The sequence below is a fragment of the Microbacterium sp. C448 genome (assembly GCF_000582705.2).
GTDB lineage: Bacteria > Actinomycetota > Actinomycetes > Actinomycetales > Microbacteriaceae > Microbacterium > Microbacterium lacus_A.
Map to the genome: position 1 here is coordinate 1 of NZ_HG779719.1, position 11,400 is coordinate 11,400.

Annotated in this window: 12 protein-coding genes, 1 tRNA gene and 1 pseudogene; 1 reads left to right on the forward strand and 13 read right to left on the reverse strand. The window is 71.1% G+C overall.

Annotated features, from left to right (window positions below; all coding sequences use genetic code 11):
* From MIC448_RS11035 to MIC448_RS11045, 3 genes are all read right to left on the reverse strand, one after another.
* On the reverse strand, positions 1-136 hold a 136-nt coding region (locus MIC448_RS11035; RefSeq protein WP_279380988.1), incomplete at its 3' end, for a S4 domain-containing protein.
* Positions 133-849, reverse strand: a complete 717-nt coding sequence (locus tag MIC448_RS11040; RefSeq protein ID WP_051513644.1) for a lysoplasmalogenase — start codon at positions 847-849, stop codon at positions 133-135. The genes MIC448_RS11035 and MIC448_RS11040, both read right to left, overlap by 4 nt.
* A 136-nt stretch (positions 850-985) precedes the next feature.
* Positions 986-1,564, reverse strand: a complete 579-nt coding sequence (locus MIC448_RS11045) for a GNAT family N-acetyltransferase (RefSeq protein WP_036299541.1) — start codon at positions 1,562-1,564, stop codon at positions 986-988.
* A 114-nt stretch (positions 1,565-1,678) separates the two neighbouring features.
* On the opposite strand from MIC448_RS11045, the gene MIC448_RS11050 reads away from it, so the two are divergent.
* Positions 1,679-1,752 (forward strand) — tRNA-Pro (locus MIC448_RS11050).
* A gap of 235 nt (positions 1,753-1,987) precedes the next feature.
* On the opposite strand, the gene MIC448_RS11055 is transcribed toward MIC448_RS11050, so the two are convergent.
* The 10 genes and pseudogenes from MIC448_RS11055 to MIC448_RS11100 form a co-directional block, all read right to left on the reverse strand.
* The gene (locus MIC448_RS11055) at positions 1,988-3,178 is read right to left on the reverse strand and encodes a tyrosine-type recombinase/integrase (protein ID WP_036299544.1); all 1,191 of its coding nucleotides are present in this window, start codon (positions 3,176-3,178) and stop codon (positions 1,988-1,990) included.
* Complete coding sequence (locus tag MIC448_RS11060) at positions 3,171-3,386, reverse strand: helix-turn-helix domain-containing protein (protein WP_051513646.1); 216 nt, start codon at positions 3,384-3,386, stop codon at positions 3,171-3,173. The genes MIC448_RS11055 and MIC448_RS11060 overlap by 8 nt, the downstream gene beginning before the upstream one ends.
* The gene (locus MIC448_RS11065; RefSeq protein ID WP_036299546.1) at positions 3,367-3,990 is read right to left on the reverse strand and encodes a hypothetical protein; all 624 of its coding nucleotides are present in this window, start codon (positions 3,988-3,990) and stop codon (positions 3,367-3,369) included. The genes MIC448_RS11060 and MIC448_RS11065 overlap by 20 nt, the downstream gene beginning before the upstream one ends.
* A gap of 14 nt (positions 3,991-4,004) precedes the next feature.
* Positions 4,005-4,478 (reverse strand): single-stranded DNA-binding protein, encoded by a 474-nt coding sequence (locus tag MIC448_RS11070; protein WP_036299547.1) that lies wholly within the window; start codon positions 4,476-4,478, stop codon positions 4,005-4,007.
* Between the two features lie 50 nt (positions 4,479-4,528).
* The gene (locus MIC448_RS11075) at positions 4,529-6,325 is read right to left on the reverse strand and encodes a type IV secretory system conjugative DNA transfer family protein (RefSeq protein WP_036299549.1); all 1,797 of its coding nucleotides are present in this window, start codon (positions 6,323-6,325) and stop codon (positions 4,529-4,531) included.
* On the reverse strand, positions 6,322-6,861 hold the full coding sequence (locus tag MIC448_RS11080) for a hypothetical protein (RefSeq protein WP_051513649.1): 540 nt from the start codon (positions 6,859-6,861) through the stop codon (positions 6,322-6,324). The genes MIC448_RS11075 and MIC448_RS11080 overlap by 4 nt, the downstream gene beginning before the upstream one ends.
* A complete protein-coding gene (locus MIC448_RS11085) occupies positions 6,861-8,408 on the reverse strand; it encodes an ATP-binding protein (protein WP_051513652.1) in 1,548 nt (515 codons plus the stop codon). Before MIC448_RS11085 ends, MIC448_RS11080 begins: the two co-directional genes overlap by 1 nt.
* Positions 8,405-9,556 carry a hypothetical protein gene (locus MIC448_RS16420; RefSeq protein ID WP_243419979.1) on the reverse strand — a complete coding sequence of 384 codons (1,152 nt, stop codon included), beginning with the start codon at positions 9,554-9,556 and terminating at the stop codon, positions 8,405-8,407. Before MIC448_RS16420 ends, MIC448_RS11085 begins: the two co-directional genes overlap by 4 nt.
* 41 nt (positions 9,557-9,597) lie before the next feature.
* Positions 9,598-11,058: an SCO6880 family protein gene (locus MIC448_RS11095; protein WP_036299551.1), complete on the reverse strand. Its 1,461-nt coding sequence runs from the start codon at positions 11,056-11,058 to the stop codon at positions 9,598-9,600.
* A 4-nt stretch (positions 11,059-11,062) separates the two neighbouring features.
* Positions 11,063-11,400 (reverse strand): annotated as a pseudogene (locus MIC448_RS11100) (conjugal transfer protein TrbL); the annotation flags it as partial.

Consider the following 11,400-nt stretch of genomic DNA (forward strand, 5'->3'; position numbering starts at 1 on the left):
GCGCGGCCTTGGCCCGGTCGCCGTTGACCCGCACGTGTCCGGCCCGGCAGGCCGTGGTCGCCGCCGAGCGGGTCTTGTAGACGCGGACGGCCCAGAGCCAGGCATCCGTCCGCACACGGGTTGTCTCGGCGCTCACGTGTTCGCCGTCCCTGTGCGCGCGGCGAGGCGTGGCAAGCCCCTCGCGACGCCCGCGACGATGAGTCCCTGGCCGAGGGTGTAGGTCAGCATGACGAGGGGGCTCGTCCAGTCGGGCATCGCTTCGAGTGTGAAGAGTCGGAAGGCGAGGATCGTGTCGGATGCGAGGAAGAACGCCGCGCCCACGGCGATGATCGGCGCGCAGCGGGTCGCGGTCGCCGCCGTGCCGCCGAGAACGAGGCCGTAGATCGCGACGGCGAACGACAGGGCTCCGAGCCGCGGCCAGAGCACGACGACGAGCAGAAGCCACCACGCGGCATACACCAGCGCCCACGCGGGCCAGCGCTTGATGCGGACGAACCGCCAGAACAGCACGATGTAGGCGATGTGGGCCAGTCCGAAGCAGAGCAGCATGACGGGCAGCTCGGGTGCGTAGGGAAAGAAGGTGCCGGCGCCATCGCCGAGCCACGAGAACGCGAGCGCGAGAAAGAGCAGGGTTGCGGGTGTGCCCCAGGTCGAACCGCGGCCGGCCCACAGCGCCGCGACGGCCAGGAGCGGCATGAGTGCAAGCTTGGTGGGGCCCGCGACGGCGTCGGCGCCGACGCCCAGCGCGACGACGTGCACGATCGAGACCACGACGTAGGGCACGAACCCGATCCAGGCGGGCAGCCCGGCGACCCGTGCGGAGAGCGAGCGCGAAGACTCTGCGGTCATGCTGCTCCTCATCGAGTGGGCGGATGGGCTCCGCCGTGGGCGGCGGCCGGGCCTCATAATCGTCGCATGCTGGTCGCGCTTGTGGTGGTGCTCGAGGTGGAGGGTCAGCGCGCTCGATCGCGGAGGCTCGAACCGGTCAGGCGTTCAGGTCGAGCTGAACGATCACCCGCTCGGGCTTCGGACGTGCGACCTCACGGAAGCCAGCGTTCTCGAAGACGCTCAGAATGCCGATGTAGAGATCGTTGGCGGAGTGCTTGGCGGCGCTGGTGTCGGTCGGATACGCCTCGAGAACGCGAGCCCCGTTCGTGCGGGCGTGGTCGATCGCCGCATCGAGCAGCCTCTGGTTGAGGCCCTGGCCGCGATGCTCTTTGCGCACGATGAAGCACGTCACGACCCACACGCTCGGGTCGTCCCACGGCTCGGTCGTGGCCGCGAAGTTTCGGGTGCGGGCGAGTCGCGGCTGGGTCGTGCGGGGGCCGACCCGCACCCATCCGGCGGCTTCGCCGTCGACGTAGGCGATGAGGGCGGGGGAGGGTTCTGCCGCGACCTGTTCGCGAAGCATCCCTTCGCGTTCGTCACGATCGGATGCTTGGAACTGCGCGTTCGTGAGCGTCCACCACTGGCATTGGCAGCTCGGGCCGTCCCCGCCGCCCGAGAAGGTGTGCTCGACATCGTCGAAGCGTTCGGCGGTGGCGGGTGCGATCGTGATCGTCATGGCGGTCACGCTAGTGGCCAGCGCCGACACGGTCGATGGCGTTCACGGGCGCCGGGGCGCTCGGGTAAGATGGTGGAGTTGTCCGCGCTCAGGCGGGGGCTGAAAAGTGAACAACGGGATGTGGCGCAGCTTGGTAGCGCACTTGACTGGGGGTCAAGGGGTCGCAGGTTCAAATCCTGTCATCCCGACAAAAAGCCCTGGTGAGAGGCAACTTTCACCAGGGCTTCGTCGTATCTGGATGTGGTCACTGCCTGGTCCACTCGCTCGATCTGCTCGATCCGGTCGCCGCCGAAGTGGACCACGCCCGTCCGGCATCGTCGCCCGCGAAGTGCACCAGAAGGTGCCCGTCGAGTGGACCAGAATCCGCACAGGACAAGTGCTCCGGCCCCTTCTGGGAGGGTCGGAGCGGGGTTCTGGAGCCGGTCACAGGCGGGGTCCGTCGCGGCGGGTGGTGTCCCTTCTGGTGGGGGCTGCGGAGAGGAACTGATTGGCCTGCCGGGCTGCTTCGGCGAGGTGCCGATGGTCGGGGTGCAGATAGCCCTTGGTGGTCTCGATCGACTGGTGCCCGAGAATCTCTTGGAGCACGTGCAGGGCGATGCCGGCGTCGGCCATCCAGGTCGCTCCGGTGTGCCTGAGCCCGTGCCGGGTGAGGTTGTCGAACCCGAGCTTTGCCACGAGATCGTCCCAGTGAGTCGCGTCCCGGACGGTGGCGGTGGTGAGGACGCCGCCGCGCGGCCCGCGCAGAAGCGGAGCGTCGGGCTCCTTGCCGTCGGTGAGGCGTTCGAGGACGGGTTCGAGAGCGTCGAGCATCGGGACGGGACGGTCTCTACGGCCTTTGGTCTGTTTGATGATGAGGCCGCCTTTGCCTGGGTAGTGCTGGCGTCTGATCCACACGATGCGGTTGCCCCAGTCCACGTCCCCGGCCCGCAACCCTGCGACCTCGGATCCGCGTGCGGCGAGGAGGGCGGCGAGCATGACGTGATCGGAATACGACTGGTGCACCTTCCCACACGCGGTCGCGAGCTTCTGCAACGTGGGAAGGTCCGGGAGAGCGTACTGGCGGAGCGCTCCGGTGGTGTGGGTGACGTGCTTGCCGAGGTTGCGGCGGGCGCGGTGCTTGGCCGGGTTGATCGAGATGATGTCGTCACGGACGGCCTCGTCCAGGACCCGGACCAGGGGCGCGATGGAATTCTTGATGGTCGAGGCGGAGTGCTCGGCCTCCCAGCCGTCGATAGTGCGGTCGATCATCCCGGCGGTGATCTTCACGACCCGGATGTGCCCGAGCGCGGGCAGGACGCGGAGTCGGAGTCCGGTGTCGTAGAGCTCGGCCGTGGACGTGGGATCGAGGCCGCGCTGCCACCTGTCGCCGATCGACGCGGCGTAGGCGGCGAGGCTGACGGTGGTGTCGTTGCCGGTCTCGGTCGCGGCGCGCATCTGCTCGAAGAACTCCTCGACCTCCTCCGGGGTGCGCACGTGGCTGACTCGGCCGACGCGCTTCTTGGTCGAAGGATCGGTCCAGCGCACGCGGGCGCGGAAGCCCTCGGTGCGCCGCTCGACGTCGGTGGTGAGCTTGACGCCGACCGGCGGCATCCGATGGTTGCGGGGGTCAGCCATGCGCTGTCTCCTGCTCGCGCACCCAGGCGCGCACGGTGACGGGGTTGTAGCGATAGACGCCACCGACCTGGATGAACGGCGGTCCGACCTTCTCGCGCCGCCACCGGGACAGCGTGGCCTGGGAGACGGTCAGGAACTCCGACGCCTCCCTGGGGCACCACAGCGGCTCGAGGGTGCCGATGCCGCGGTCACTGAGTGGGCTCGTCATCGTCGGGCACCTCGCCGGTTTCCGGGTCGGCGCCGAGGCTGGCGTAGAAGGCGTCCTCGGCGGCCTGGCGGCGTGCGACATCGGCCTTGACGAATGCCCGGAAGTCGGCTGTCCGGTCAGGGATCACGACGTCCTCGATCGTCTCGGTGGGCGTCTCGCCGGGCCATGCGGTCTGCCGGGTGGCTCGGTCGCGGTCCAGGCGGGTGCCGCAGGCTGCCACCCAGTCGCGCAGGCGTTGGCGGGCGTCGGCGAAGTCGCGATGCCAGCCGTTCGGCGCGGACCCGTTCTCCTCCGGGTCGTACGCGCACAGCCAGTGCAGGTGCAGGGCGGACAGCTCCCACACCAGCTCCGGGTGGCGGTGCCAGGACGGCGGGATCACCGACGCGGGGAGTCCGTAGGTGTGGCGCAGCCAGGTCACCCACTTGTCGAGCTCGACCCACTCGCCGGCGGCCTCCTCGGCGGTGAGGAGGTTCCAGTTCACCGGATGCGGCGGCTCCGCGAGCACACCGGCGTCCTCCTCCGGTGCCTCCACATCGTCGGTCTCGTCGTCCAGGGGAGCGGGCTCTGGCTCGTCCTGCTCGGGGATGTCATCGACCTCGGCCATGACGGTCTCCTCGATCACAGCCCGAGCCCCGGCGCGGCCGATGGGGAGGGACGCCGCGGTTCGTCGCTGCGCGAGGCCTCTCTGCCTGCGGTCGGTGTCGGGGCTTCCTGCTCCGCGGTGCCGGTGTTGCGCGGGCCGCGGTCGACTTCGTAGCTGGTGCGGGCGAGATCGTGACCGATCTTCTTGGCGACGAACTCCTCACCCTGCACGGTCTGCCCGTCCCGCTCGTACTCAAACGGGTGCGCGTAGCCCTCCGCGACGAAGCTGTCGCCCTTCGCGAACCGCTCATGCGCCCGCTCGGCGGTCGCCCGATACGCCACGAGGTCGTGGAACGTGGACTCCAACTCCGTGAACGACCCGTCCGGCTCCCTGCGGTAATGCTCCTGCCCGACCCGGGCATAGAACCTCGCCTCGCCCTTGCTGGTGTGGCTGAGCTGCGGGTCCGAGGCGATGAATCCCGTGAACGACTCCTGCGTGCGGATCGCCATGACGACCGTCCCTTCCTGGCATCGGCAGTCCCACGGCGGGACCGCTCTTGTCAGGTAGGTGCGTCAGGGCTTCCCAGCGGGCGGCGTTGTAGCAGTGCTTCGATGTCGGCGCGGTCGGCGCGCAGTGCCTTGGCATCGGGCCGGTCGGTCCACAGGCGCAGTCGGGTGACGATGGGCGGTGCGGCGCGCAGCATGACGAGCGAGGTGCCGAACGGGAGGGTGCGGATGGTGTCGGGCGGCATGATCGGCACGCGGCGAATGGAGCGTTGCGCGGAGCGGGAGCCGTGGTCGCCGATCGTGGTGGAGTCGGTCACCTCGTCGCGCTCGCCGATGAGCGTGGTCAGGTCGTGCAGGTCTTTGGAGTTGGACGCGCCGCCGAGGATGATCTTGACGATGCTCGCGTCCCAGATCGCGCCGGCCGCGTTCTCCGACCACTTCTCCCGCGCCTGAGCCAGCGACTGCAAGACCGGCATCGTCGTGATCCCAGTGCCACCGCCCTCAGCCATGAGCGTCGGCAGGGACGGCAAGGGCGCGAGGTTGCCGACCTCATCGAGCGCCAGCAGCAGCGGCGGGTCGAGTCTCGCGCCGGGGCTGGTCGCGGCGATCCGGCGGGCGGCCTCCACGAGGTCTTCCACGAACGCCGCCACCAGCGCCGCGCTGTTGTTGGCGCCGGCACCGGTGGCGAGCAGGTAGAGGGTGCCGCGGGCGCGGAGGAACGCTTCGGGGTCGAAGTCCTCGCCCTCCCGCGGTGTCACGGCGTCGAGGACGCGGGGGTCTGCGAGAGCGGCGAGGGCGAGGGAGACGCCTTGCCAGATGGAGTCGCGGGTGCGGGGGTCGGAGTCGATCATGGCCTGCAATGACTCCGCCCACCCTACGGCGGCGTGGGAGTTGGCGGTGAGGATCGCCACCGCGTCCGCGGCGGCGGAGGGGTCGAGGGTCCACCGGAACAGCTCGCCGGGCGGCCGGTGGTCGAGGGCTGCGGCGTGGAGGAGCGCTTGGAGTACGGTGCGGGTCTTGCCCTCCCAGAACCCGCCGCCCTCGACACCGCCGGCCGAGAGGCCGGTGCCGGCGGCAAGCCCGGTCGCGCGGATCATCGCTGTCAGCGGGTCCTCGCACCCGCGGATGGGCGACCATCTGAGCCCGGCGGGTACGCCTTCGGCGAGGTGCTGGGGGTCGAACACCGCGACGGGGCCGATCTTCTGGCGGGCGCGGAGGGTGGCGGTGAGGTTGTCCGGCCGGGTGCTCGTGGTGACGACCGCACCGGGTGCGTCGAGGATCATGTTGATGACGATTCCTGCGCCTTTCCCGGATCGGGGCGGGCCGAGTAGCAGGATCGAGTCTTCGACCGATGCCCAGACGCCGTGCCCGCGGGAGGTGCCGATGCGGTAGCCGACATCCTGCGGTGCGGGCTTGTCGAGGGACGGGCGCAGGTGTCCGGCGCGGCGCAGTAGCGCGGGTTCGGAGGCGGCCCGGGCGACCTCACCCTTGGTGGCGATCCCGGCGATGCGGTACGGGTCGGTCTTGGCCTGCCGCCCGTGCTCGCGGAAGAGCCGCCACGCCCACCACCCGACCGTGCCGACACCGAGGATCAGGGCACCGGCGGTGATCCAGTACGCCACGACGTGCAGCCCTTCTGCGTCGAGCGCGGCCGCGGGGTTGCCGGGGTTCAGCAGCACCCCCAGGCCCGCTTCGATCCCGCCTGCGGGTTGGGCGGTGCCGGTGATCCACGCGGCGACCGACCCGGCCGCGCGCAGGATGCCGGCCAGGACCGCGGCGGCGATGAGGATGCCGATGCCGAGGTTGCTGAGCTCGTCACCGAGCGACCCGGCGGGGCGTGGGGTGCTCATTCGGGGTGTCCGATGGTGAGGGTTCCCGAGACGCGGCCGAGCAGGACGACCTCGCGGGTCGGGCTTGCGTTGGCTTGCTCGGCGGTGAGGAGGGCGCGCATGGTGCCGTCCGGGGCGGCGTCGCCGTGCGCGATCACGATCGCGATCCCCACGTCCTCGCCGGGCACGAACCCCTCCCCGTGGAGCGTGACGAGCTCCGGCATCACCCGTCGCGACGGTGGCGGGGCCGGTGCGGGTTCTGGTTGGGGGCGGCGGCGTGTGCTGGGGGTGATGATGTCGGTGAACGTCGTCCCGTCCGCCTCATGCACCTCGACTCGTAGCGGCGAACGGCGCTGGGAGGTGAGCTGGTCCAGGACGCGGGCGAAGTCTTCCCTCCGCCACGCCGGCGCGAAAGGTTCCGGCTCGTAGGGTGTCCCGTCGACGGTGACTGTCATCCGCCCGTTCGGGGCGATGTCCATGACGACGTGCGGCAGGGTGACCGGCACGGGTTCGTCTCGGGGCTCGGGTTCGGTGCGCTTGTATCGGGGGCGGGCCATCAGGATTCCTGCCGATCGTTCACGATTCCCGAAGCGGCGTCGGGATTGCTGAACCCGCGACCTTTCGAGGTCATGCGGGTGGTGGTGTCAAACGCGGTCAGCTCTGCGGGGTGGAGCTGGTGCTGGACGACGAAGGAGCGGTCCTTGATCCGCCACAGCCCTTGCCCGGTGCCGAGCCCTGGGAGGAGCTTCTGCTCGGTGCCGGTCAGGCCGAGGGCGGTGGCGGTGGAGCCGAGCTGGTCGGCCTCCTGCCGATACACAATCCGGGTCTCGGCATTCGCCAGCAGCGATGACGCGAGCGCGCGCATGGCGGAGCCCTGGTCGCCGACGTTGTCGAGATCGGAGAGCTTGTGGAAGATCAGCATGTTCGCGATCCCGAAGTGCCGGGCGAGCCGCCACTGCGCGTCCATCCGCCGCAACAGGGACGGGTAGGCCATGAGCCGCCAGGCCTCGTCATAGATCACCCACCGTTGCCCGCCGTTCGGGTCCGACAGCGCCGACTCCATCCACGCCGACGAGCACGTCATCAGCACCGAGATCAGCGTCGAATTCTCCGCCACACGGGACAGGTCCAGCGACACCATCGGCAGCGACGGATCGAACCGCACGGTGGAGGGGCCGTCGAAGAGCCCTTGGAGGTCACCGGCGACCAGGCGGCGCAGCGCGTGGCCGACCAGACGGCCGTCCTCCGCGAGGCGGCCATCCTCACCGTCGGCGGGGTTGGGGGCGAGGATGCGGTCGACGACCATCGGCAGGATCGGCACCTCCGCCGACCTCACCGCATCGCGGAGGGCGAGGTCGATCGCGGTGTGCTCCAACGGCGACAACACCCGGTCCAGCACGGTCTCGGCGAGGGCGCCGATGAGGTCGCGGCGGCGGGAGGCGACCTGCATAGCCCACTCCGCATCCGACACGGTGGAGGGCCGGTGGCCCTCATCCAGCGGATTCAGCCGGTTGGACAGGCCGTGGCCGAGGACGATCGCCCGCCCACCGACGGCCTCGGCGACCGCGGTGTGCTCGCCCTTGGGGTCGCCGGGGACGTAGACGCGGCGGCCGAACGGGAGCGAGCGGGTGTAGAGGGATTTGGCGAGCGAGGACTTACCGGACCCGACGATGCCGGCCAGCACGACGTTGGGGGCGGTGATGAGGCCCCGCTGGTACAGCACCCACGGGTCGTACACGAAGCTGCCGCCGGAGTAGAGGTCCTGGCCGACGAACACCCCCGCCGAGCCGAGGCCCCCTTCGGCGAGGAACGGGTACTGCCCGGCCAACGTGGCGGAGGTGTCCTGGTGCTTCGGGAGCCGCAACCTGTCGGGAGTGCGCAGTACGGCGGGGCCGGGTTCACCGGCGGCGGGCAGATAGGTGGTCGCGCGCTTCTCCGCCTGCTCGGCCTCCCACTCTGCTTTCGCATCGGCTTTCCGGGTGTCGCGGGCGGTGGTCTCGATCCGGGTCGCAGCCTTCCGGCGGGCCTTGCGATGCTTGCGGCGCTCGCCCTCCGGGCCGACCAGCACCGCCGTATGCAGACGGCCCTCCTCGCGCCCGGTCACAGTCCCAGCCCCCGCCCCGATGACGCGGATGCGCCCGGCCTGCGGGCGAACCAGTCCGTTCCCTCCGCACGGCGCCCTGCCCGCGCTGGCTCCCGTTCGACGGTGCGCCGCGCTGGCGCGGGGTCGGGCGTGACGGCGTGCCGGAGGGTCGGGTCGGGGGTGGTGTCGTGGGCGCGCAGCAGGGAGACGTGACCGAGGAAGGGACTGTAAGTGAGGGCGTAGTCATCCTTGATCGCAGTGCGGTCCAGGGCGCCGGTCGGGGGCTGGTCGTAGACGTACCCGTTCTCGAGCGCAGCCTGCGTGGTCTCCTCACCGAAGTCGTATCCGGCGAGGTAGTCGATCGCGGCGTCAGTGCCGTCGTGGTCGATCACGTCGAGCACCTTTTCGGCCTCACCGCCTTGGAGGAAGACGACACTGACCCACCGGCGGGCCATCTTCTCCGTCAGGTCGGGGTCGCGGTCGATCAGCACCGACAGCTCGTCCTGGTGCTGGCGGGCGGCATCGGCCAACCATTCGGGGAACGCGCCCTCGTCGTCGGTGTGCTGGCCGGGATTGTCGATCGCGAACTGGCGTGCCTCGCCGGCCGCTGCGAGGAACACCGCGAGCTCGCGAACTGCCCGTGCGGGTGAGACGGGCGCCTCGGCCCCGGTGAACAGGTCCCGGCCCTCCACGCTCTGCCCGCTCTCCGGGTGCTCGATGCGGTAGGCGTAGCGCTGGTGCTCACCCAACGGGGTGTCCGGCCACACCGTCAGCCGCAGCTCCCCGGCCTCCACGCTCGCGCGTGCCGCAGGGTCCGGGGGTGCCGGTTCGGGGTGCCAGGCGATCCGCCCGGACTGGCCCATCGCGGCATCCACCCGATCGTGCACGGCATCCAGCAGCGTGCCCGCCTGGTGCAGTTCATCCGCGGCGGCGAGGGCCGCGGTCGCCCCGGCAGCCTGGGCGTCGTCGTGGGCGCGGGAACGCGCGGTGATGTGGGCGGCGGCGAGCTGGTCGAACACTTGACGTAGCGATCTGACCCCGGCGAGCAGGTCGCCGAGCACCGCATAGGTGTCGGCGGGGTCCTCGAACGTGCGGGTTGCGTGGGCGAGGCCGCGCAGCGCGGCGGATGCCTCCGCCGCGTCGGTCACGGGGTTGTCGAAGGTCGGCATGATCGGGCTCCTCACGAGAAATGCGGTTGACAGGGTGTGGGTCAGACCGGCCGGCATAGGGGCAGTGCGGCGGCGGTGAACGCCTGGGCCTGCTGCCCGACCAGCCGGCGAGTCTCGCAGCTCGCTTGGATCGCGGCCTGCTCGACCGCCGCGACCGCCGCGTCCAGCTCGTCCACGGTGGGCGCGGAGACGCAGACGAGCCCGGAGACGCGGAGGACGCCGTGCCCGGCTGTCAGGTCCGCCTCTTGTTGCAGCACGTCGTCCAGTTCGGCGGTGGAGGATGCGTCTTCGATCTGGCCGATCTTGCGGCGCTGGGCGGCATCGGAGATGAGTTCGGTCTTCTTCTTCCGCAGGTCCCGTGCGGCCTGGTCGGCGCGCACCGGCGTGTAGTGGAGAGCGAGGGTTCGCAGGATGCCGTTGGAGAGCACGAGCGGGGCGAGGAAGCCCGGATACACCTGGGAGCGGGGCCATTCGGTGACCCACAGCACCGCGTGGAAGGCGCTGTCGGAGCGCAGCCGGTCCCACGTCTCGGTGACCGCCACCGGGCCGGCGGTGGCAAGGTCGCGGCCGAGGTCGCCGTGACGTTCCAGGGCGGGTGCCGCCGCCGGGTCGTACGCTCCGCGGAGGATCACGGCGACCTCGCCCGGAGTCAGCCACCCGGTGCTGGTGAGCTCGGCGGCACGCAGCGCCGTGGTGAGGGTGGTCATCTCCTGCCGCAGCACCGCCGCGGCTCCGCGTATCCCGCCCCCTGCGGTTCTGATCTGCCGGGCGGCGGCCTTCATGTCCAGGGCGAGGCTGATCGTGGTCGCATGGCGCTCCCCGGCAGGCCCGGCACGATCGATGAGCTCGGCGTAGGTGGTGGAGGCCCAGGAGCCGTCATCGGTGCCGTGCGTGGCCCACCACTCCGCCAGCCCCGTCCCCGAGTCAGGGAGGGTCCGCTCGCTGACTTGGATGCGGGCGATCCGCCCGGATCGGCACGCGGCGGCCAGCACGCGGCCCCACCCTGCGACGCGGCGTTGCTGCTCGCCGGGATCGAGGAGCACGAATGCCGGGTGGGAGACGCCGAGGATCACGGTGAGGGTCTGGGCGTGGGGGTCGTGGATCATCGCCGCGCCCGTCTCCGGGTCCTCCCATTCCCGCAGCGCCGCCGCGTCGCCCGGGAGGGCGAGGGTGCCGGCGGGGCGGGGGCGGATGATGCGGCGGCGGTAGATGAGCTGGCCGAGGTAGGTGCGGGCGGCCCAGCGGGTGAGGATCGGCAGCCACTCGATCACCTTCCGCCCGCCCGCGGGGATGACCGCGAGCAGCGCGGCGCCGGCCCAGACCGGGGAGGTCCAGGCCAGGCCCATGCCGCCGGCGGTGTAGAGGGCGGTGACGACGGTGAGGATCGCGATGCCGAGGACGATGAGCTGCGGCAGCGACAGCCCCAGAAGGATGCCCCGCCGGGTGAGGCGGGAGAACTGCACCGCCCCCAGCGGATACTCGTTCGAGGTGTGGCTGACCATGAGCTCATTCCTTCCCGGACGGCTTCGAGGACGGCGGCGGCGCCGGCTGCGACCGCCGCGGCACCGCCGGGGCGGACGGTGGCGGGGTGGACGGTGCCGGGTTCGCCTGCGCAGCCGGCACCGGCGGCGGGGATGCCTGTTCGGTCGCGGCCCCGACATGGCCCTCGGCAGCACCGCCGACCGCGGCGCCTGACTTCGGCCCTGCGGTCGCGGCGCCCTTGACCACCGCACCGCCGACGACTACCGCAGCCCCGACCGGGCCTGCCGCCGCACTCGCACCCGCGCTGGCCTCAGCCCCAGCCCCCGCACCCGCGCCGGCACCGGCTCCGCCGGTTGCGGCGG

Excerpts from the sequence above, each read along its gene's own strand:
- MIC448_RS11040 (WP_051513644.1), bottom strand. The coding sequence starts at position 849 with ATGACCGCAGAGTCTTCGCGCTCGCTCTCCGCACGGGTCGCCGGGCTG.
- MIC448_RS11045 (WP_036299541.1), bottom strand. The coding sequence starts at position 1,564 with ATGACGATCACGATCGCACCCGCCACCGCCGAACGCTTCGACGATGTC.
- MIC448_RS11055 (WP_036299544.1), bottom strand. The coding sequence starts at position 3,178 with ATGGCTGACCCCCGCAACCATCGGATGCCGCCGGTCGGCGTCAAGCTC.
- MIC448_RS11060 (WP_051513646.1), bottom strand. The coding sequence starts at position 3,386 with ATGACGAGCCCACTCAGTGACCGCGGCATCGGCACCCTCGAGCCGCTG.
- MIC448_RS11065 (WP_036299546.1), bottom strand. The coding sequence starts at position 3,990 with ATGGCCGAGGTCGATGACATCCCCGAGCAGGACGAGCCAGAGCCCGCT.
- MIC448_RS11070 (WP_036299547.1), bottom strand. The coding sequence starts at position 4,478 with ATGGCGATCCGCACGCAGGAGTCGTTCACGGGATTCATCGCCTCGGAC.
- MIC448_RS11075 (WP_036299549.1), bottom strand. The coding sequence starts at position 6,325 with ATGAGCACCCCACGCCCCGCCGGGTCGCTCGGTGACGAGCTCAGCAAC.
- MIC448_RS11080 (WP_051513649.1), bottom strand. The coding sequence starts at position 6,861 with ATGGCCCGCCCCCGATACAAGCGCACCGAACCCGAGCCCCGAGACGAA.
- MIC448_RS16420 (WP_243419979.1), bottom strand. The coding sequence starts at position 9,556 with ATGCCGACCTTCGACAACCCCGTGACCGACGCGGCGGAGGCATCCGCC.
- MIC448_RS11095 (WP_036299551.1), bottom strand. The coding sequence starts at position 11,058 with ATGGTCAGCCACACCTCGAACGAGTATCCGCTGGGGGCGGTGCAGTTC.